Raw genomic sequence first — 19,963 nt, forward strand, 5'->3', positions numbered from 1 at the left:
GATCAAGCCGCCTTTCGTTCCATGACGATGCTGCCGGCACCGTCGATATGCGCGTCAAAACTGGTGGAGACGAAGGTGGACGTCTCGTCTTCCGCGATCACGGCGGGGCCCGCGATGGTCGCGCCCGGCGCCATGTCCTCGCGGCGATAGAGCGGGATCTCGATGACCTCGCCTGCGCGGCCGTCGAAGAATTTTCGGCTGCCGACAGCCTTGGCCGCGGGCTTGCGCGCAACGGCCGCAACCGCGGAAGGATTGCGCGCGTCGGTGGTTGCGAGCACCGACCAGCTCAAGACCTCGATCGCCGCACCCGGGATCGGACGCTCGAACATCGCGGAATAATCCGTCTCGAACTTCTGGCGCAGGCCGGCGAGATCGGCCGAGGTCAGCGGCCGGTTCGGCAGCTCGACGGTGATCTCGTGGCCCTGACCGACATAGCGCATGAAGGCCGCGCGGCGTTCGCGCACCGGCGCACCGGCTGCACCGGGCTCGACCAGCGCACGCGCCTCGGTCGCCATCTCCTGCAAGAGATCGGAGACAGCCTTGGTGTCGAAATCGTCGAGCCGGACGTGACGGCTGCGCACCAGCTCGTAGGCGATGGGCGCCGCCAAGAATCCGACCGCCGAGCCGACGCCGGCATTCGACGGCACGATCACGCGGGAGACACCGATCTTCTCGGCGACGCGCGCCGCATGCAGCGGCGCGGCACCGCCGAAGGCGATCAGCGTATGCTGACCGACGATCTCGCCACGCTCGACGGCGTGCACGCGCGCCGCGCTCGCCATGTTCTCGCAGACGACCTCGTGCACGGCATAGGCCGCGGTCTCCGCCGACAGGCCCAGCGCCTCACCGACATCGCGCAGCAGCGCCTGCTTCGACAGCTCCGGGTCGAGCTTGATCGTGCCACCTGCAAACGCATCGGGATCGATCATGCCGAGCGCGACGTCCGCATCCGTCACCGCCGGACGCTGGCCGCCGCGGCCGTAACAGGCGGGTCCCGGCTCCGACGATGCGCTCTCCGGGCCGACGGTGACGCGCTTCATCGCATCGACATGGGCGATCGAGCCGCCGCCTGCGCCAATCTCGACCATCTCGATCACCGGGATGCGCACCGGCAGGCCCGAGCCCTTGAGGAAGCGCGCGGCACGGTCGACCTCGAACACGCGCGAGGTCTCCGGCTGGTATTTTTCGATCAGGCAGATCTTTGCCGTGGTGCCGCCCATGTCGAAGGAGAGCACCTTGCTCTCACCTAACCGCGCCGCGATCTGCGCCGCGAAGATGGCGCCGCCGGCCGGGCCGGATTCGACGAGACGCACCGGAAAGCGCCGCGCCGTCTCGATCGAGGTGACGCCGCCGCCCGACGTGACGAGATAGATCGCGCCGCGAAACTGCTCGACCTGCAAGGCATCGGCCATGCGGGCGAGATAGCCGTCGATCAGCGGTTGCACATAGGCGTTGGCAACCGCCGTGGAGGTGCGCTCATATTCGCGGATCTCCGGACACACGGCCGAGGACACCGTCACCGAAATGCCGGGCATCTCCTCGCTGATGATCGCGGCCGCGCGCCGCTCGTGCTCGGGATTCGCATAGGAGTGCAGGAAGGCGATCGCGACGCTCTCGACACCCAGCTCGCGCAATTTCGGCGCGAGTGCGCGCACCGAGGCTTCGTCCAGCGGGAGGCGGACGGCGCCATGGGCGTCGATGCGCTCGGGCACGGTGAAGCGGAGGCTGCGCGGCGCCAGCGGCTTCGGCTTGTCGATGCTGAGATCGTACTGGTCGTAACGACTCTCGGTGCCGATATCGAGCACGTCGCGAAAACCGTCGGTCGCGATCAGCGCCGTCCTGGCGCCGCGCCGCTCGATGATCGCGTTGGTCGCGAGCGTCGTGCCGTGAATGAAGACGTCGATGTCGCTGATATGCGCTCGCGCATCGGCGAGGATGAGACGCATGCCATCCAGCACCGCCTGCTCCGGGCGCTGCGGCGTGGTCAGCACCTTGCGCGTCTTGCGCGCCTCGCCCACGTCCAGCACGATGTCGGTGAACGTGCCACCGATATCCACGGCAAGCCGCACCTCGGCTCCCTCAAGCATTCCAAATTCTCCGTGCTGATCGTCGAGACTGGGGTCGAAACCGCAGCAATTTTCATACCAGCAGGAGCGCGTTTGGTGAAGCCGCCGGGGCAGGCTTGCGTGGCACCTATGCAGCATTGCCAGCCGCGCCTTGGGCGTCTACTACAAGTCAGGGTCGGTCATGCGACCGGCCCTGACAACATCGCTCATGAACGGCTCGGCAACCCGCGCATGAATTCCACGAGCGCGGTGCTGACCTCGCTCGGCCGCTCCTGCTGGGTCCAGTGGCCGCAGCCCGGAAGCATCTGCACCTTTCGCAAGCCGGGGACGAGCGTCTTCAGATTTGCGAGCAGCTGGTCCGTCCCGGGAGAGGACAGCAGGAAGTCGCGATCACCCGCCATGTAGAGCGCGGGGATGTTGACTTGGAGGCCCGTCAAGGCACCTGTGATTTCCCAACTGCGATCGAGATTTCGGTAATAGTTCAGCGCGCCGCGAAAGCCGGTCCGCTTGAATTCCTCACCATAATGATCGATATCGCGCTCGCTGATCCAGGATGGCAGGGTTGCCGGCGCACTTGGTCCCCGCAGGAAGCCGCCGCCCTTCGGGACCATCGCGAGGTTTGGTGTCGTTCCGCCGGCCGCGCGGCTTGCTGCCACACCGTCACCGGACGCGCCGAACAGCATGTTGCGCAGGGTCGCACGCGGATCGCGTCCGAGCTCGGCCTCCGCGGGTCCCGGCTCCTGGAAATAGAGCTGGTAGGACTGCGCGGTCTCGGTGCGCGGCATCAGACTGGTCGGCGGCGCCTTGGCGCGGGGCCGGAACGGGACGCTGAGCGCGGCGATGGCCCTGAAGCGATCAGGCCGCGTGAGCGCTGCCTGCCAGGCAACGCTGGCGCCCCAATCATGCCCGACGATGACGGCAGTCGGCGCACCCAATGCGTCGAGAATGCCGACCATGTCACCGACGAGATGCAGGATCGTGTATTGGTCGATCGCCTGCGGTGCCTCGCTCCTGCCGTAGCCGCGCATGTCGGGAGCGACGACACGGAAGCCGGCGGCAGCAAGATCGTCGATCTGATGCCGCCAGGAATACCACGTCTCGGGAAAACCGTGGACCAGCAACACCAAAGGCCCCTCGCCCTGCTCGGCAATGTTGATGTGGATTCCGTTCGCTTCGATAATTCGTTGTGTGATCCCAGTCATTTTCTCATCCCGTTCCGCACTCGCTGCAAAGGCGTTTGATGACACCGCGGGTGGCATCGCCTGCAAAGCGATCGGAGCCAAAGCCGCAGCCAGAAACCGGCGTCTGTCCATGAGCATTCCTCCCGGTCAGGCCGTCGGCTTCGCGGCGGGCGCCAGCAACTCGGACTGCTGCTCGCGAACGAATTGCTCGAACGTCTTCGGCGCCGCACCGCCGATCTTCCCGATGGTGTCGGTGACGGCGAAGCGGGCGGTCTCGGCCGAGAGCCGGGCGGCCCGCAGCGACTTCCAGAGCGAGGACAGATGCTCGACGGCGTGCGCGTTCCAGCCGCGCGACAGAACCTCGTTGCGCCATTCTTCGTCGCTGATCTCTTCGTAGTGGACGTCCCTGTCGAAGACGTGCGCGAACGCTCCGACGATGTCACCCACGGAATTGACGCTGCCGATGATGGGATACGCGGATCCCGCAGCTTGCTCGGGATCTACGAGCAGGCCGACGGCGACCCGCGCCACGTCCTCAGCCGAGATCAACGGCAGAATGGTGCCTTCGTCGCCGAGCGGCAGGCGGATGGCACCGCGTTCCGGCAGGTTGGCGCCGACAAGCCGCGCCACGTTCTCGTAGAACACCGTGGCCCGCAGATGCAGCGGCCCGACGCCGGCCCATTCGAAGACCTGTTCCGACAGATAGTTCTGCCGCATGCGCGGTGTCGGCGCATCGATCGACGACTGGTACATCACGAGATTGACGAGACGCGAAATGCCGTGCCGGCGCGCGGCAAACGCCATCGCTGCGGTTGCTTCCGCCAATCCGTCCTGGACCGGATAGGCAAAATAGACCGATGAGACGCCTTTCGCTGCCTGTTCAACGGAGCGGACGTCGAGAAAATCGCCGACGAAGATCTCAGCGCCGAGCGACTTCAGCCGGTCAGAACGGCTGTCGATTTGACGCACGAATGCACGGACGTGATGACCCCGCCGAAGCAGCATTTCGGACACATGCCGGCCAGTCTGGCCCTGGGTGCCGCCTGCCGCGGAGGTCACGAGGATTATCTCTGCCATCGTCTCGATCCTTTCCCGTTTCACTTCGCTGTGGTACGATGCGGTACCGCGCAAAGGATCGATATGGTACCGTTAGGTACCGAGTCAAGGGGAAGCAAGGAGAAGATTGCGTCCATGAGTCCAAAGACAGAGCCGCCCGAGGAAGATGCTGAAGGCCTTGAAGTCCGGAAGCGGATCCTGGGCGCAGCGCTTTCCGCGTTCATGGAGGGCGGCTACGCGCAGACCAGCACGCTGGAGATCGCGACGCGCGCACGCGTGTCAAAGCGCGAGCTCTACTCCCTGTTCGGCAACAAGGAGGCGATGCTGGTCGCCTGCATCACCGAGCGCGCTCAGCGGATCAAGGCCCCGGCAAACCTGCCGGCGATCCACGACAGAGAGATGCTGGCGAAAGTGCTCATCGCGTTCGGGACGAAGCTTCTGACGGAAACGACCGACCCGGTCGTCGTCGCCGTGTTCCGGCTGGCGATATCCGAAGCCGTCAATGCACCAAAGGTCGCGCATGCGCTGGACAGCATCGCCCGCAAGCCGACCCGCGACTCGCTGCGGACAATCATGGCGAACGCCAGATCGACGGATCTCCTTGCCGGCGAGCCCGAAGCGATGGCCCAGACCTTCCTGGGATTGTTGTGGGGAGACCTGATGACGGGTCTGCTGCTGCAGGCCGTCAATCGCCCAAGCAGCAGCGAGATCGCGCGGCGCGCGAGCGAGGCGTCAACGGCGTTCCTGAGACTCTATCCGAAGCCCGGCTAACCGCCCCGTTTCAGAGCAGGAATGCAAGCGCCGCTTCGCAGCGCTCCTCGACCTTCAGCGTCAGGAGATCGTCGGCACGGGTGCGTCCGAGATTGACCGCGGCGATCGGAATCTGCCGTTTCGCGGCCGCCTGCACGAAACGGAATCCGGAATAGACCATCAATGACGAGCCAACGATCAGCATGGCATCGGCCTGCGACAGATGGTCCTGTGCCGTGGCGACGACGTCGCGCGGCACGTTCTCGCCGAAGAACACCACGTCGGGCTTGAGGATGCCACCGCAGGCTTCGCAAGAAGGCACCTTGAACGACGAGAACTCCGCGTGCTCCAGATCGGCGTCACCGTCCGGCGCATCCGCGGCATCGAGCCTCAGCCACTCCGCATTCGCGCGGCCGAGCGTCTCCTGGAATTCGCTCCGCGGCGTCTTCGCCCCGCAGCCCATGCAGCGGACGAGATCGAGCCGGCCATGCAAATCGATCACCTGCCGGTGGCCGGCGGATTGATGCAGCCGGTCGACGTTCTGGGTCAGCAGCATGCCGCAGCGGCCGCCTGCCTCGAGCCGGGCCAGCGCACGGTGCGCATCATTCGGCTTCGCCTGGCCGAACCGCCGCCAGCCGACCAGGCTGCGCGCCCAATAGCGCTGGCGCGTGTGCTCGTCGTCCGCCATGAAGGCCTGGAAATTGACCGGCTGGGTCCGCTTCCAGTTGCCGTGACTGTCACGGTAATCGGGAATGCCCGAATTGGTGCTGCAGCCGGCGCCGGTCAGCACGAACAGATTTTCGTGCCGGCCGACGAAATCCTGGAGGGGAGAGCTTGCCATGGCGCAGATGTAGTCTGCGCCGGCGGATTCTGCCAGATGCCGCGCGGGCCCGCCCGCGGCGGCCCGAGTTAACTGGCCCAGTTCTCGCGAAACTCCGGAAACAGCGTGATACCTCCGCAGGCATAGATCGTCTGCCCGGTGATGTAGCTGGCATCATCGGAGGCGAGGAAGGCGAACACGGCGGCGATCTCTTCCGGCGTGCCGACACGGCCCATGGGAATGTGACTGGTGACGACGCCGCGCTTTTCGGGATCACCGGTCCAGGCTGCGTTGATCGGCGTGTCGATCGCGCCGGGACCGACCGCATTGACGCGGATACCGCGGCCGGCGAACTCCAGCGCCAGCGTCCGCGTCAGACCGGCCATACCACTCTTGCTGATCGAATAAGCGAGATAGCCCGGCTTCGGGATGATCTGGTGGACGCTGGAGCAGTTGATGATGCTGCCGCCTCCGCCGCGCGCGACGAAGTGCGCCAGCGCCTTCTGCGCACAGAGCACGGCGCCGTTCAGATTGACGTCGATGATGCGGCGATAGGTTTCGACATCGAGCGCATCGCTCGAGGATTCCCGCTGGAAGCCGGCATTGTTGACGAGACAGTCGAGACGCTTGAAGCGCGCAAGAACCCTCTCGAACATCGCGGCGATCTCCTGCTCGTTGCCAACGTCGGCCTTGACGATGACATGATCGAGCCTGCCGTGACCACGGTCGCTCGATGCCGTTCGCGCAAGGGCGAGCGTCTCCTCGGCCTTCTGGGGATGATCGAAATAGTTGATGGCGACGGTCGCGCCTTCCTGCGCCAGTCGGATGGCAACGGCACGGCCGATGCCTTGCGAGGCGCCGGTCACCAGCGCGTGCTGGCCGACGAGGCGCGAGGGAAAGGAAGTTGAGCGTTCGGTCTGCGGCATGTGTTTTCTCCGGAATGCCTCATCATGGATGGAACCGGCGTTTTGTTCCATCCCTTCGGCGCATTGCTGGGATTCATTCCGCGCGGCGCGCCAGCGGCGAGGTCAGGATCTGATACAGGATGATGGCGCCGAAGGTCGCGGTGCCGATGCCGCCGATGGTGAACGCGCCGAACTTGAGCGTGAGGTCGCCCGCGCCTGCGGTCAGCGCCACGGCGACAGTGATGAGGTTCGCAGGATTGGCGAAGTCGACCTTGTTCTCGACCCAGATCCGGCCCGCCATCGCCGCGATCAAGCCGAACAGCACGATCGAGAGACCACCGATGACCGGACCCGGGATCGACAGGATCAGCGCGCCGAATTTTGGCGAGAAGCCGAGCAGGATCGACACTGTGGCCGCGAAAGCAAACAGCAGGGTCGAATAGACCTTCGTTGCCGCCATGACGCCGATATTCTCGGCATAGGTGGTGACGCCGGTGCCGCCGCCGCAGGCCGCCACGATCGTCGCGAGGCTGTCAGCGAACAAGGCGCGACCGAGATAAGCATCGAGGCTGCGGCCCGTCATGGCGCCGACGGCCTTGATGTGCCCGAGATTCTCGGCGACCAGGATGACCGCGACCGGCGCGATCAGGAAGATCGCATCGGCCTGGAAGGTCGGCGTGGTGAATTTCGGCAGGCCGAGCCACGCCGCGGCCGAAAGCTGGGTGAAGTCGATCGGCTTGCCGAAGCCGAGGCCGTTCGCGAACAGAAAATACAAAAGATATCCGCCGATCGCCCCGAGGATGATCGGCAGCCGGCGCCACAGGCCTGGCGCTGCAACGGCAACCACACCGATGATCAGAACGGTCGCAAGCCCGATCCAGGTGTCGAACGCATTGGCGCTCACCGCCTTGACCGCGACCGGTGCGAGGTTGAGACCGATCGCGGCGACCACGGCGCCGGTGACGGCCGGCGGCATCAGGCGCTCGACCCAGCCGACGCCCGACCACATCACGATCAGCGCAATCGCGCCGTAGAGCACTCCGGCTCCGACGATGCCGCCGAGCGCAACGGAGATGTTCGGGTTCGGCCCCTGCCCGGCATAGCCCGTGGCGGCGAGGACGACGGCGATGAAGGCGAAGCTCGAGCCGAGATAGCTCGGCACGCGCCCCGCGACGATGACGAAGAAGATCAGCGTGCCGACGCCGGAGAACAGGACCGCAACATTGGGATCGAACCCCATCAGCAGCGGCGCGATGATCGTCGCACCTGACATCGCCACGCAATGCTGCAGACCGGAGACGATGGTCTGGCCCCATGACAACCGCTCCTCCGGCATAATCACGCCCGAGGTCTTCAGTTTCCAACGCGGAAAATAGCCTTGCGTCTGCTCGTCCGAGCCTGTCGTGGTTGTCATATTCCCCCCGTTGCGGTGCAGCGATCGATGTTCGTGCGATCCGACAAAAATGTGATTGTCGCTTCTGCGGTGACCATCACATGATGCAAGTCATGCAAGATTCAAATCTTGCAAAATCAATGTGTTCCGGGGCTCATCATATGACACAGATCGCGATCCAGCCAGCCGTCCATCGCCGGCACCAGCCCTGGTACAAGATCCTCTACATCCAGGTGCTGATCGCGATCGCGCTCGGCGTGCTCATCGGCTATTTCTATCCCGATCTCGGCAAGGCCTTGAAGCCGCTCGGCGACGGCTTCATCGCGCTGATCAAGATGATGATCGCGCCTGTCATCTTCTGCACCGTGGTGCACGGTATCTCCTCGATGGGCGACCTCAAACGTGTCGGCCGGGTCGGATTGAAGTCGCTGATCTATTTCGAGACGGTCTCGACCGTCGCGCTCGCGGTCGGCCTGCTGGTCGGCGAGGTTCTCCAGCCCGGACACGGCTTCAACATCGATCCCGCCACGATCGACCCGAACTCGGTCGCGACTTACGTCACCAAGGCCAAGGAAGAAGGCATCGTCGCCCATCTGATGGCGATCATTCCCGACAGCTATCTCGGCGCGATCGCGCGCGGCGACCTGCTCCAGGTGCTGCTGATCTCGATCCTCTCGGGCTTCGCCATCGCCTTCCTCGGCAAGGCCGGTGAGCCCATTGCGGAGGCGATCGACAAGGCGGCGAAGATGTTCTTCGGCATCATCCGCATCATCGTGCGCGTGGCGCCGATCGGCGCCTTCGGCGCGATGGCGTTCACCGTCGGCGCCTACGGGCTCGGCTCGCTGCTCAATCTCGCCGCCCTGATCGGCACGTTCTATCTCACGAGCATCCTGTTCGTTCTGATCGTGCTGGGTGCGATTGCCCGCCTCGCCGGCTTCTCGATCCTGCGCTTCATCGCCTACATCAAGGACGAGCTCCTGATCGTGCTCGGCACCTCGTCGTCGGAAACGGTGCTGCCGCAGATGATCCAGAAGATGGAGCATCTCGGCGCCTCGCGGTCGGTGGTCGGCCTCGTGATCCCGACCGGCTACAGCTTCAACCTCGACGGCACCAACATCTACATGACGCTGGCGACGCTGTTCCTGGCACAGGCGACCAACACGCATCTGACCATCTGGCAGGAGCTCGGCATTTTGGGCATCGCCATGATCACCTCGAAGGGCGCTTCGGGCGTGACCGGCGCCGGCTTCATCACGCTCGCCGCGACGCTGTCGATCGTGCCTGACATCCCGATCCAGTCGATTGCGATCCTGGTCGGCATCGACAAGTTCATGAGCGAGTGCCGTGCACTGACCAATCTGATCGGCAATGGCGTCGCCTGCGTCGTCATCAGCATCTCCGAAGGTGAGCTCGACCGCGACGCGCTGCACGAGACCATGGCGCATCCGCTGGAGATCGGTGAGGCACTGGAACCGGGCGGCGGCGCAACCTCATAAGTCGCGCACCATGAGCGGACGAAGCCGGTTCCGACCGCGGTAGTTTTCCGGAGTAGAAATTTGGCGCGGCACGCGTCACAACAGCAGCGTTGGGATCACTGATTGATACTCATTTCTTTCCACCCGACGCGCTGGGGGCAGGGCGTCGGGTTTTTATTATTCGACTAACGGGCGTTTGGAATCACGTTCGCCGGTGAGATCGAATCGCCGCGTAATCCCGATCGCCTGCAGGAATGCCTCGTCGTGACTGACGACAAGCAACGCGCCGTCATAAGCTCTCAAGCCTGATTCAACGGCCTCGATGGACTCGATGTCCAGATGATTGGTCGGCTCGTCCAGAATCAGCAGAGACGGCGGCATTGGCCCGCCCAGCACACAGCCAAGGCCGGCGCGAAGCATCTGCCCGCCACTGAGATGTCCGACTTCTTGCAAGGCAGCATCGGCGCGAAACATGAACCGCGCCAGCGCGGCATGGCATTCATTCGCGCCCGCCTTCGGATTGAGGCGCCCAAAATTCTCCAGGATCGAGATCGCGGGGTCGAGCAGGCTGACCTTCTGATCGAACAACGCGAGGTCCGGCCTGACCCTCACGGTGCCCGAGAGCGGACGCAATTCGCCCGTGACGAGTTTCAGCAGCGTCGTCTTGCCGGAGCCGTTCGGGCCGACCAGCGCGACCCGTTCCGGCCCGACTATCGCAAGCGAAAGATCGCGTAAGACCGGCCGCTCCGGCCGATAGCCGGCGCTGATCCGGTCCAGTGAAAGCACCTCCCTGCCCGCCGGCAGGACAGTCGCGGGCAACTTGACCGACAGCGGCTGGAGAATCTCGATGCGCCGGCGCGCCATGTCGACAGCCTCGAGAGCCTCCGCGCGCCGCCGCTCGGCGATCAGTGCGACCCTGCCGCCAGTGTCTTCGCTGCGATCCTTGCGCGCGCCGGCGAGGATGCGCGGCATGTCGCCCTTCGCACGCTTCTTCCGACCGCCACTGTCCTTGCGCGCCTTCCTCTCGGCTGCCTCCTGCGCCTTGCCGTCGATCTCGGACAGGCGTTTCTCGGCATGCGCGAGGTCGTGCCTCACGGCCGCGAGCTCGACGCCCTTCCGCGCGCGATAACTGCTCCAGTTGCCGCCGTATCGCGTGGCACCGAGCGACGTCAGCTCGACGATCGCATCCATCGTTTCGAGCAGATCCCGATCGTGGCTGACGACGATCGCTCCGCCGCGCCAGGCGCCGAGGAGATCGGCCACGGCCTTGCGCCCGTCCCGGTCGAGGTTGTTGGTGGGCTCGTCGAGCAGGAGGAAGTCCGGCTCGGCGAACACCAGCGCGGCGAGGCGAGCCCGCGTGATCTGGCCGCCGGACAGGCAGGAGAGCTCCGTGTCCGGGGCCAGATCGAACCCGGCGCGCGCCAGAGCGGTTTCCAGTCGCGCTTCGAGCGTCCAGTCGATCGCAGCGATGTCGTCAGCGGAGGCATCGCCCCGCTCGGCGCGGCGCAACAGCTCCAGCGCTGGCCGCACACCGAACAGATCGGCCACGGTCGCGCCCGCGAGCACCTGCACGTCCTGGCGCAGCAGGCCGATGGTGCCGTTGACCAGAACGCGCCCGGATTGGGGGACATGTTCCCCCGAGATCGACGCAAGCAACGTCGTTTTCCCGACGCCGTTGCGGCCGACGAGACCAATCCGCTCGGCAGCGAATGTCAGATCGATGTTGGAGAGAAGAGGACGGCCGTCAGGCGTGGACAGCGACAGGTTCGACAGGATGATTGAAGCAGGCATGGAATTCCCCGTGGGCAAGGCGGATGAGCGTTGCGGTCGGGGTGAAATCCATGGCTGCGAATATCCTGGTTGAGGAACTCCCTAAGTAGTCCCATCGAAGGGCGAGATCAAGGCGCGGCGCAAGGAGACAACAGCACGAGAGGCGCTGTCGTCCTTTGCGGCCTTCGCGATCAGCCCTTGAGCGCGGTGACGACCACCTCGATCAGCGCGCCGCCGCCGAGATCGGCGACGCCGACGGTGGCGCGGGTCGGCAGATTGTCGCCGAAGAACTCGGTCCAGGCCGCATCCATCTCCTTCTTCTTGGAAAGGTCGGTGACGAAGATCGAGGCGCTGACGACGCGGCTCTGGTCGGTGCCGGCTTCCTTCAGATAGCCGGCGATCTTGCCGAGGATGTTGCGGGTCTGGTCGCCCATCGAGACCGAGGTGTCGTCGGCGATGGTGCCGCCGACGAAGACGAAGCCGTTGGCTTCGACGGCGCGGTGCATGATGGGCGTGCGGATGCTGCGGGTGATGCTCATGTTGTCCTCTTCTTAGAGCGTGGATGGACGGAATCGGTCGATGCCGAGATCGCTGACGCGGGTCTGGGTGCCGCCATTGACGATCAGCTCGGCCATAACGGCGCCGGCGCCGGGGCCGAGCTGGAAACCGTGCAGCGAGAAGCCGAACTGGTGATAGAGGCCCCTGTGGCGCGAGCTCGGCCCGAACACGGGGATGTCGTCCTTCATCTTCGCCTCGATGCCCGCCCAGGCGCGGACGATGGTGGCGCTGCGCATCACCGGAAACAGCTCGAATACGGTCTGCGCGCTGGTCGCAAGGCTCTTCCAGTCCAGCACCGTCTCGTTGCGGTCCTGATAGGGTGTCGCCAGATGGCCACCGCCGATCAGCACGGTGCCGTTCTTGAACTGCTTGAAGGAGAGTTTTCGCCCGCGCAGGATCACGACGGGGTCGATGAAGTGCGGCACCCGCGAGGTGATCATCAGCATCGGCGCGACGGTCTCGACCGGTACCGGCTCGCCGAGATCAGCCGCAATCTTGCCGGCCCAGGCGCCGGCGGCATTGACCAGCACCGGCGCTGCAAAACTCTCCGAACCCACATCGACGTGCCAGAGATCGTCGCTGTAGCGGATATTGCCGGCAGCCACGCCTTCGCGCACGGTGGCGCCGAGCTGCTCGGCCTTGCGCCGGAACGCGGTCGTGGTCTGCGCCGGATTGGCGGCGCCGTCGCGGCGCGAGACCACGCCGCCGGGACAGGTCTCGGCCACCGCCGGCACCAGCCGGCGCAATTCGGCGGCGTCGATCAGCTCCTCATGGGTGAAGCCGAGCGCGTTCAGCTCGGCGACACGCGCGCGGCAGACGGCGAGTTCGTCTTCGTTCTCGGCGACCAGCACCTGGCCGTGGCTCTCGAAGCTGCAATCGTCGTCGAGGAGATCGGTGATCTTCTCCCAGATCCCCATCGAGCGGATCGACAACGGGATCTCCGGAATGTGCCGGGCGAGCTGGCGCACGCCACCGGCGTTGACGCCGGAGGCGTGGCGGCCGGCATAGTCCTTCTCGATCAGCACCGGCTTCAGGCCGGCGAGGCACAGATGCAGCGTGGTCGAGCACCCGTGGATGCCGCCGCCAATGACGATCGCATCCACGTTCTTGCTCATCCGCGCACCACGGCCTTCACGTCGGCCTCGCTCTTCGGAACGGCGGCGAGCTCGGCGAGCGTGATCGGCTTCACCGGCGCACGCAGCCGGTAATAGCCGATCTCCTGCGGAGGCTTGCCGCGCGCCTGCGCCATCAGCTCGGTGACGGTGAGGCCGCAGAGCCGGCCCTGGCACGGGCCCATGCCGGTGCGGCGATAGGCCTTGAGCTGGTTCGGTCCGGTCGCGCCGATCGCAACGGAGTCGAGAACGTCCTTGGCGGTCACCTCCTCGCAGCGGCAGACGATGGTGTCGCCCGAGGGAATCCGGAACTGCGGCGCTGGGCGGAACAGCGTATCGAGGAACAGGCGACCACGCTCGGCCTTGGCGAGATCGGAGCGGAGCGTTGCCATTGCGGGAAGTTTTGCGGCAGAAGCGGGCGCCAGTGCGTCCACCGCCGCGCGCGCGGCAATACGACCGCGCACCACGGCAGCATTGGCACCACCGATACCCGCGCCATCGCCGGCGATCGCGATGCCCGCGACCGACGAATTGCCGCTCGCATCCAATACAGGCGACCAGCACAATTGCAGATCATCCCAGCGATGCTCGATGCCGGCCGCCATCGCCAAATTGACGTTGGGCACGACACCCTGATGCAGCAGCAAGAGATCGGCGGGAATGGTCTCGCGCTTGCCGTCCGAGACATAGCTGACGCTCGCGAGCTGACCATCGCCGGATGCAGCAAGCTCGGTGACGCCGGAGACGACCTGCACCTTCGCCTTCACCTCGCGCATCATCGACAGGCCCTTGCTGAAATAGGGCGAGGTCAGGAAGGCAAGGGCGTGCGGTAGCGCGGCGAAATAATTGCCGCGCTCGGTGGTGTCGAGAATGCGGTCGATGCGGCCGCCGAGGCGCAAAATCTGGGCGGCGAGCAACCAGAGCAGCGGCCCCTGCCCCGCGATCACCGTGCGGCCGTCGGGCACCAGCGCGGAGGATTTCAGCATGGTCTGCGCGGCGCCCGCGGTCATCACGCCCGGCAGCGTCCAGCCGGGGATCGGGAACGGGCGCTCCAGCGCGCCGGTCGCGAGGATCACACGCTTCGCCTTGACGAAGGCCGAGGCGCCGCCGATCGAGACGGCGATATCGAGATTGCGGTCGAGGCTCCAGACGGTCGCACGCTGGATCACTTCCGCGTTGCTTGCGCGCAGCGACTGCACGAGCTCGGCACCGACCCAATAGTCCGCGCCGAGCTGATTGCGCTCGGTCACCGGCGTCGAGGAGATCGCGCGGAACACCTGGCCGCCCGGGCCGATGTTCTCATCGAGCAGCAGCGTGGACAGGCCAGCTTCGGCGGAGGTCGCGGCGGCGGCAAGGCCAGCGGGGCCTGCACCGATCACCACGACGTCGTAATCTTCGCGCTTGGGAGCCACAGTCATCTTCCGATCTCCCGCTTGCCCTTCTGAATCTCGATCTGCATGCCTTCGGCGACGGGCACGAGGCAGCCCTGCCGGTTGCCGACGCCGTCGATGGTGACGAGGCAGTCGAAGCACACGCCCATCATGCAATAGGGCAGACGTGGAGCGCCGCTCACCGCGGTGGAACGACGAGCGTCCTGACCGGATGCCAATAGCGCGGCGGAGACGGTGTCGCCCTGGCGCGCCGCGACGGCAACGCCGTCGACGAAGATCTGCACCTGTGGCCGCTTGTCCTGTTCGGATCGTTTAAACATGGGGATGCCTCTTGGCTCCTTCTTCAGAAACTTCAATAGCCGCTGCTGTTGGCAGCGCCCGCGCCACCAAAACGGCTGGCCGAGAACGCGCCGACCAGCTCCGGCTCGAGCGCGCCCTGCGCCACCATGCGCGCGATCTCGAAAGCGTGGTTGGAGGCGAGCGTGACGCCGGAATGGCAGCAGGCGACGAAGGCGCCGGGATGCGTCTCCGACTGATCGTAGATCGGAAAGCCGTCCTGCGGCATGACGCGGATGCCGGACCAGCTCCTGACCACGTTGAGCCGCGCCAGATGCGGGAACATCCGCTGCGCGCGATCAGCCATCACGCCGCTGATCGAAGGCTTCAGCGTGCGATCGTCGAGCTCGTCCTCCTTGCTGTCGCCGATCATCACCGTGCCCTCGTCGGTCTGGCGGATCGTGGTCAGCGGATGCGGCAGGAACGGCATGGTGCGTTCGGTCACGACGACCTGGCCGCGGGTCGGCCCCATCGGCGCGTAGAGGCCGACCATCGGCGCGAGCGTCTGGTTGGCGTTGCCGGCGGCAAGCACGATCTTGGCGGCACGCAGCTCGCCCTTGGGCGTCGTCAGGCGGAATTCGCCGCCGCTCTTGCTGATCGCCGAGACCGGACGCTCCGGAAAATAGTCGATACCGAACGCCCTAAAGCCGGTGTGGAACGCGCGGAACGTGCGCAGCGAATTGACGTGGCCGTCGAGCGGGCAATAGCTGCCGCCGGAGACCTCGGGCCCGATCAGCGGCAGCGCCTTCTTGACCTCGGAGGGCCGCAGCATTTCCATCTTGTAGTCGGCCGCGCCGGCCTGATTGTGCATGCGCTTGACGAGCTCGGCACGCTGGCCGAATTCGTCCTCGCCGAGTGTGAGGTGGAAGCCACCGTTCTGCTGCAGCGAGACGTCGAGCCCGGTCTGCTGCTTCAGCTCGGACGCAAGCCGGCCCCACGCCTGCGACGCCTGCACGGTCCAGACCGTATAGGCGGGCATGCCCAGGCCCTTGCTCTGCACCCACACCAGCGCAAAGTTCGCACGCGAGGCGCGCTTGGTGATGTCGCCTTCGTCGAGCACGGCAACCTTCTTGCCGAGCCGGCCGAGGCCCCAGGCAATGGCGGAGCCGAGCAATCCGCCGCCGACGACAGCGACGTCATAATCCCTGGACATAGGTTCTCCTATCGCCCCGTGTCGCCCTTGCCGGCGAGCACGCGGTCGAGCCCGTAGAAGCGATCGAGCAGAATGAGGGCGGTCATGGTGATCGCGATCACGCAGGCCGAGACCGACGTCACCAGCGGATCGATGTTGTCCTGGATGTAAAGGAACATGCGCACCGGCAAAGTCTCGGTGCCGGGTGCCGCGAGGAAGACGGTCATGGTGAGATCGTCGAAGGACTGGATGAATGCGAGCGCCCAGCCGCTGATGACGCCGGGCAGGATCAGCGGCAGGGTCACGCGGCGGAACAGCGTCCAGCCGCCGGCGCCGAGCGAGACTGCCGCCATCTCGACGGTGCGGTCCATGCCGGTCGCCGCCGCCAGCGTCAGCCGCAGCGCGAACGGAAACACGATGATGACATGGGCGATGATCAGCGCCGCGAAGCTGCCGCCGAGCCCAGCCGAGGTGAAGAAGCGCAGGAAGGCGATGCCGAGCACGACATGCGGGATCATCAGCGGCGACAGGAACAGAGCCGCGAGCGCGTCACGGCCGCGGAAGCGATAGCGCGCGATCGCGAGCGCCGCCGGCACTGCGAACAAGAGCGCCACGAGGGACGACAGCGCACCGAGGCCGAGGCTGACCCAGAAGGCGTGGATGAATTCGGGATAGTTCAGGATGGTCCTGAACCAGCGCAGCGAGAAGCCGTTGGTCGGCAGCGACAGGAAGCCTTCCGGCGTGAAGGCGACGAGGCAGACCACCAGGATCGGCGCCACCATGACGATGACGAAGACGGTGTGGAAGATCAGCGCGAGCGGGCCGTTCCGTCTCATCGGAACACCTCCGCATAGCGGCGCTCGATCAGCGCATTGCTGCCGACGACGATCAGCACCAGCGCGACCAGCAGCAGCGTCGCAACCGCCGCCCCCAGCGGCCAGTTCAGCGTATTGAGGAACTCGTCATAGGCCAGCGTCGCCGCGACCTTGAGCCGGCGGCCGCCGATGATCGCGGGCGTCGCGAAGGCGCTGGCCGAGAGCGAGAACACGATGATCGCGCCCGACAGCACGCCCGGCATGATCTGCGGCATGATGATGCGGCGGATGATGGTCACGGGGCCGGCGCCGAGCGACATCGCGGCATTCTCGATCTGCGGATCGAGCCGCTGCAGCGCCGCCCACACCGACAGCACCATGAACGGCATCATCACATGCGCGAGCGCGACGACCATGCCGGTTTCGGTGAACATGAAGGGGATGGGAGAGCGCATCACCCCGAGCGACATCAGGAGCTTGTTGACGAGGCCATTGTTGCCGCCGAACAGCAGCGCCCAGCCGAGCGTGCGCGCGACGACGGAGATCAGCAGCGGACCGAGGATGACGAGCAGAAAGAAGCTCTTCCAGCGGCCGCTCATGCGGTTGAGGATGTAGGCTTCCGGCGCACCTAACAATGCGGTGAGCAGCGTCGTCAGGATCGCGATCCGAAACGTCCGCCAGAACATCTCGGCGTAATAGGGATCGGTCGCGATCTCGTGCCAGTTCTTGAGGATGAAGACCGGCTCGATGCCCTTGTACTGGCCCCAATCGTGAAACGACAGCATCACCGTCATCGCCAGCGGAATCAGCAGCACGCCGACGAACAGCATCAGTGCCGGCGCCGTCAGCGCCCATGGCGCACGCGAACTCCGTTCCTCGGCGACCGCGCTCATGCGACGGCCCTCGCGCGCACGCTCATGTCCTCTGGACGCCACGTAAGGCGAACCGCGTCGCCTTCGGCCGGCTGCGCCTGGCCGTCATTCTGGCGGATCACGATCGCCGGGCCGCATTCGCTGTCACACTGGAACAGCCAATGATTGCCCTGGAAGATGCGCGTGATGATTTTTGCGCTGAGCCCCGTATCGCCAAAGCCGATTCGTTCGGGGCGAACGCTGACGGTCACGGGACCGCCGAGCCCTGCCGGCGCCGGCGCGCGCCAGGAGCCCGCCACCAACTGCGTCGGCGAGACGGTCCGGTCGATCGTTCCGGCGAAGTCATTCGTCTTGCCCAAAAACTGCGAGACGAAGGCCGACGCCGGCTTCTCATAGGTTTCCTGCGGCGTGCCGATCTGCTCGATCTTGCCCTGGCTCATCACCACGATGCGGTCGGACAGCGACATCGCCTCGTTCTGGTCGTGAGTGACCAGGATCGTGGTGGTGCCGATGGTGCGCTGGATCTGGCGCAGCTCGATCTGCATCTCCTCACGCAATTTCGCATCGAGGTTGGACAGCGGCTCGTCGAGCAGCAGCACGCTCGGCTTGATCACGAGCGCCCGCGCCAGCGCGACGCGCTGCTGCTGGCCGCCGGACATGCGGCGCGGATGGCGGTCCTCGTAACCGGCGAGCCCCACCATCGCGAGCGCGGCACGGACGCGCTCGGCCCGCTCATTGCGCGGCACATTGCGCATCTCCAGACCGAAGGCGACGTTCTCCGCCGCGGTCATGTGCGGAAACAGCGCGTAGCTCTGAAACACGATGCCGAGGCCACGCTTGGCCGGATGGATCGCGGTCAGATCCTTGCCCTCGAGGCGGATCGCGCCGCGCGTGGGATCGAGGAAGCCCGCGATCATCTGCAACGTCGTGGTCTTGCCGCAGCCGGACGGGCCGAGGAAGGAGATGAACTCCCCCTTCCCCACCGACAGGCTGAAGTCGTCGACGACGGTCTGGGCGCCGAACTGCTTGGCGACCCGATCGAGCTCGAGATAGGCCATGACGCTGTCTCCGCTGCGAACGATCAGCGTTCGACCTCACGATTCCAGCGCTTGGTCCACTCCTCGCGCTTCTCGTTGATGACGGTCCAGTCCGGATTGTAGAGCTTCGCCGCGCGCTCGCCGATCGGCGCCATCTTGCCGAGCTCCGGCGGGATCACCAGCGATTTCAGCACCGGGCCGTAGCCATAGTCCTTGAGCATCACGAGCTGGATCTTCGGGTCGAGCAGCATCTTGACGAAGCTCGAGGCCAGCGGCGAGGCGTTCGGCTTGGTGATCGGACAGGCAGTGGTGAGCAGCGTTGCGGCGCCTTCCTTGGGATAGACGAAATCGACGGGGAAGCCGGTATTGGCAAAGCTCTGCACGCGGCCGGTGCCCCACACCGCAATCACGGCCTGACCGGACTGGAACAGCTCGGTCATCTTGCCCGGCGACGGCTCATAGGCGAGCACGTTCGGATTGATCTGCTCCTTGAATATCTTGAAGCCGGAATCGACGTTGGTCTCGCCGCCGCCATTCATCTTCGACAGCATCACCAGCGCTTCGAGACCATAGGTGTTGTTGATCGGCGGGATCACGAGCTGTTTTGCGTATTTCGTGTCCTTCAAATCGTTCCACGAGGTCGGCGGCGCCCAGCCTTTCTCGGCAAACACCTTGGTGTTGTACATCAGGCCGGTTGCGACGATGCCGATCGCGACCGCGCGATCGTCCTTGAAGCGCGCGGTGTCGTAGAGATCGGCCGGCAGGCCGTCGAGCTTGCCGCAGAAGCCGAGCTGGATCGCCTGGTACATCGGGCCGTCGTCAACGATGGCGACGTCGATCTGCTGATTGCCCTTCTGCGCCTGAAGCTTGGCCAACGTATCGGTGGAGTTGCCGGCGACGTATTCGACCTTGACGCCATTCTCCTTCTCGAAGGCCGGGATCACCTCGTCGCGGATGGTCTTCTCGAACGAGCCGCCGTAGCCGGCGACATAGAGCGTTTTCTGCTGGGCCGAGGCGACCGAGGGGGCGGCAATGAGCGCCGCGACGCTGATCGCTGTCAGAAGGCGAAGAGTCTTCATATGGACCGATCTCCAATACCGGAATGAGGTGACGTGCCGACGAGTCTCGCTGGCTGAAGCGCCTTCCGCATCTCCTTCCGCGCGAATCCCTCTCCGATCAGGGCTCCGGCCCCCATTCGGCGGGTTTTGGCGCGATTTGGAGGTTTGAACCCCTCCAATCTGCCGAAAAAGCGGGCTGTCTCCAGTCCTGATGAAAAAGATCGCAACCTATACTT

18 protein-coding genes are annotated in these 19,963 nt (G+C 65.3%); 2 read left to right on the forward strand and 16 right to left on the reverse strand.

From position 1 onward, the window contains the following. Positions 1-2: 2 nt before the first annotated feature. The 3 genes from QA649_RS38780 to QA649_RS38790 form a co-directional block, all read right to left on the reverse strand. Positions 3-2,087 (reverse strand): hydantoinase/oxoprolinase family protein, encoded by a 2,085-nt coding sequence (locus tag QA649_RS38780; RefSeq protein ID WP_283021750.1) that lies wholly within the window; start codon positions 2,085-2,087, stop codon positions 3-5. A gap of 185 nt (positions 2,088-2,272) precedes the next feature. Then, positions 2,273-3,268, reverse strand: coding sequence for an alpha/beta hydrolase (locus QA649_RS38785; protein ID WP_283021751.1), 996 nt, complete (start codon positions 3,266-3,268; stop codon positions 2,273-2,275). A gap of 126 nt (positions 3,269-3,394) precedes the next feature. Further along, complete coding sequence (locus QA649_RS38790; protein WP_283021752.1) at positions 3,395-4,324, reverse strand: NAD(P)H-binding protein; 930 nt, start codon at positions 4,322-4,324, stop codon at positions 3,395-3,397. A gap of 114 nt (positions 4,325-4,438) precedes the next feature. Here QA649_RS38790 and QA649_RS38795 point away from each other — a divergent pair, with 114 nt between their 5' ends. Continuing rightward, entirely contained in the window at positions 4,439-5,074 is a 636-nt protein-coding gene (locus tag QA649_RS38795) for a TetR/AcrR family transcriptional regulator (RefSeq protein WP_283021753.1), read from the forward strand. A gap of 10 nt (positions 5,075-5,084) precedes the next feature. Here the strand turns inward: QA649_RS38795 and QA649_RS38800 are convergent, their stop codons facing one another. The 3 genes from QA649_RS38800 to QA649_RS38810 all read right to left on the reverse strand — a co-directional run bounded on the left by QA649_RS38800 (position 5,085) and on the right by QA649_RS38810 (position 8,192). Next, complete coding sequence (locus QA649_RS38800) at positions 5,085-5,894, reverse strand: NAD-dependent protein deacetylase (RefSeq protein ID WP_283021754.1); 810 nt, start codon at positions 5,892-5,894, stop codon at positions 5,085-5,087. Positions 5,895-5,962: 68 nt separating this feature from the next. Next, positions 5,963-6,799 (reverse strand): SDR family oxidoreductase, encoded by an 837-nt coding sequence (locus QA649_RS38805; protein ID WP_283021755.1) that lies wholly within the window; start codon positions 6,797-6,799, stop codon positions 5,963-5,965. Between the two features lie 73 nt (positions 6,800-6,872). Next, positions 6,873-8,192, reverse strand: coding sequence for a solute carrier family 23 protein (locus QA649_RS38810; RefSeq protein ID WP_283021756.1), 1,320 nt, complete (start codon positions 8,190-8,192; stop codon positions 6,873-6,875). A 140-nt stretch (positions 8,193-8,332) separates the two neighbouring features. On the opposite strand from QA649_RS38810, the gene QA649_RS38815 reads away from it, so the two are divergent. Further along, the gene (locus QA649_RS38815) at positions 8,333-9,667 is read left to right on the forward strand and encodes a dicarboxylate/amino acid:cation symporter (RefSeq protein ID WP_283021757.1); all 1,335 of its coding nucleotides are present in this window, start codon (positions 8,333-8,335) and stop codon (positions 9,665-9,667) included. 156 nt (positions 9,668-9,823) lie between these two features. On the opposite strand, the gene QA649_RS38820 is transcribed toward QA649_RS38815, so the two are convergent. The 10 genes from QA649_RS38820 to QA649_RS38865 all read right to left on the reverse strand — a co-directional run bounded on the left by QA649_RS38820 (position 9,824) and on the right by QA649_RS38865 (position 19,748). Next, the gene (locus QA649_RS38820; protein WP_283021758.1) at positions 9,824-11,437 is read right to left on the reverse strand and encodes an ABC-F family ATP-binding cassette domain-containing protein; all 1,614 of its coding nucleotides are present in this window, start codon (positions 11,435-11,437) and stop codon (positions 9,824-9,826) included. A gap of 170 nt (positions 11,438-11,607) precedes the next feature. Then, a complete protein-coding gene (locus tag QA649_RS38825; RefSeq protein WP_283021759.1) occupies positions 11,608-11,955 on the reverse strand; it encodes a RidA family protein in 348 nt (115 codons plus the stop codon). A gap of 12 nt (positions 11,956-11,967) precedes the next feature. Further along, positions 11,968-13,089 (reverse strand): FAD-dependent oxidoreductase, encoded by a 1,122-nt coding sequence (locus tag QA649_RS38830; protein ID WP_283021760.1) that lies wholly within the window; start codon positions 13,087-13,089, stop codon positions 11,968-11,970. After that, positions 13,086-14,504: an FAD-dependent oxidoreductase gene (locus QA649_RS38835; protein ID WP_283021761.1), complete on the reverse strand. Its 1,419-nt coding sequence runs from the start codon at positions 14,502-14,504 to the stop codon at positions 13,086-13,088. Before QA649_RS38835 ends, QA649_RS38830 begins: the two co-directional genes overlap by 4 nt. Next, positions 14,501-14,797: a (2Fe-2S)-binding protein gene (locus tag QA649_RS38840; RefSeq protein ID WP_283021762.1), complete on the reverse strand. Its 297-nt coding sequence runs from the start codon at positions 14,795-14,797 to the stop codon at positions 14,501-14,503. The genes QA649_RS38835 and QA649_RS38840 overlap by 4 nt, the downstream gene beginning before the upstream one ends. 32 nt (positions 14,798-14,829) lie before the next feature. Beyond that, positions 14,830-15,966, reverse strand: a complete 1,137-nt coding sequence (locus QA649_RS38845) for an FAD-dependent oxidoreductase (protein WP_283021763.1) — start codon at positions 15,964-15,966, stop codon at positions 14,830-14,832. An 8-nt stretch (positions 15,967-15,974) separates the two neighbouring features. Next, on the reverse strand, positions 15,975-16,781 hold the full coding sequence (locus tag QA649_RS38850; protein ID WP_283021764.1) for an ABC transporter permease: 807 nt from the start codon (positions 16,779-16,781) through the stop codon (positions 15,975-15,977). Next, entirely contained in the window at positions 16,778-17,653 is an 876-nt protein-coding gene (locus QA649_RS38855) for an ABC transporter permease (protein WP_283021765.1), read from the reverse strand. The genes QA649_RS38850 and QA649_RS38855 overlap by 4 nt, the downstream gene beginning before the upstream one ends. Next, the gene (locus tag QA649_RS38860) at positions 17,650-18,690 is read right to left on the reverse strand and encodes an ABC transporter ATP-binding protein (RefSeq protein ID WP_283021766.1); all 1,041 of its coding nucleotides are present in this window, start codon (positions 18,688-18,690) and stop codon (positions 17,650-17,652) included. Before QA649_RS38860 ends, QA649_RS38855 begins: the two co-directional genes overlap by 4 nt. A 23-nt stretch (positions 18,691-18,713) precedes the next feature. Next, positions 18,714-19,748 (reverse strand): ABC transporter substrate-binding protein, encoded by a 1,035-nt coding sequence (locus QA649_RS38865; RefSeq protein WP_283021767.1) that lies wholly within the window; start codon positions 19,746-19,748, stop codon positions 18,714-18,716. Positions 19,749-19,963 lie beyond the last annotated feature (215 nt).

The organism is Bradyrhizobium sp. CB1717 (assembly GCF_029714325.1).
In the GTDB taxonomy this organism is placed as follows: Bacteria; Pseudomonadota; Alphaproteobacteria; order Rhizobiales; family Xanthobacteraceae; genus Bradyrhizobium.

Excerpts from the sequence above, each read along its gene's own strand:
- QA649_RS38860 (WP_283021766.1), bottom strand. The coding sequence starts at position 18,690 with ATGGCCTATCTCGAGCTCGATCGGGTCGCCAAGCAGTTCGGCGCCCAG.
- QA649_RS38790 (WP_283021752.1), bottom strand. The coding sequence starts at position 4,324 with ATGGCAGAGATAATCCTCGTGACCTCCGCGGCAGGCGGCACCCAGGGC.
- QA649_RS38780 (WP_283021750.1), bottom strand. The coding sequence starts at position 2,087 with ATGCTTGAGGGAGCCGAGGTGCGGCTTGCCGTGGATATCGGTGGCACG.
- QA649_RS38805 (WP_283021755.1), bottom strand. The coding sequence starts at position 6,799 with ATGCCGCAGACCGAACGCTCAACTTCCTTTCCCTCGCGCCTCGTCGGC.
- QA649_RS38785 (WP_283021751.1), bottom strand. The coding sequence starts at position 3,268 with ATGACTGGGATCACACAACGAATTATCGAAGCGAACGGAATCCACATC.
- QA649_RS38815 (WP_283021757.1), top strand. The coding sequence starts at position 8,333 with ATGACACAGATCGCGATCCAGCCAGCCGTCCATCGCCGGCACCAGCCC.
- QA649_RS38865 (WP_283021767.1), bottom strand. The coding sequence starts at position 19,748 with ATGAAGACTCTTCGCCTTCTGACAGCGATCAGCGTCGCGGCGCTCATT.
- QA649_RS38810 (WP_283021756.1), bottom strand. The coding sequence starts at position 8,192 with ATGACAACCACGACAGGCTCGGACGAGCAGACGCAAGGCTATTTTCCG.
- QA649_RS38820 (WP_283021758.1), bottom strand. The coding sequence starts at position 11,437 with ATGCCTGCTTCAATCATCCTGTCGAACCTGTCGCTGTCCACGCCTGAC.
- QA649_RS38800 (WP_283021754.1), bottom strand. The coding sequence starts at position 5,894 with ATGGCAAGCTCTCCCCTCCAGGATTTCGTCGGCCGGCACGAAAATCTG.
- QA649_RS38795 (WP_283021753.1), top strand. The coding sequence starts at position 4,439 with ATGAGTCCAAAGACAGAGCCGCCCGAGGAAGATGCTGAAGGCCTTGAA.
- QA649_RS38855 (WP_283021765.1), bottom strand. The coding sequence starts at position 17,653 with ATGAGCGCGGTCGCCGAGGAACGGAGTTCGCGTGCGCCATGGGCGCTG.
- QA649_RS38840 (WP_283021762.1), bottom strand. The coding sequence starts at position 14,797 with ATGTTTAAACGATCCGAACAGGACAAGCGGCCACAGGTGCAGATCTTC.
- QA649_RS38830 (WP_283021760.1), bottom strand. The coding sequence starts at position 13,089 with ATGAGCAAGAACGTGGATGCGATCGTCATTGGCGGCGGCATCCACGGG.
- QA649_RS38845 (WP_283021763.1), bottom strand. The coding sequence starts at position 15,966 with ATGTCCAGGGATTATGACGTCGCTGTCGTCGGCGGCGGATTGCTCGGC.
- QA649_RS38825 (WP_283021759.1), bottom strand. The coding sequence starts at position 11,955 with ATGAGCATCACCCGCAGCATCCGCACGCCCATCATGCACCGCGCCGTC.
- QA649_RS38850 (WP_283021764.1), bottom strand. The coding sequence starts at position 16,781 with ATGAGACGGAACGGCCCGCTCGCGCTGATCTTCCACACCGTCTTCGTC.
- QA649_RS38835 (WP_283021761.1), bottom strand. The coding sequence starts at position 14,504 with ATGACTGTGGCTCCCAAGCGCGAAGATTACGACGTCGTGGTGATCGGT.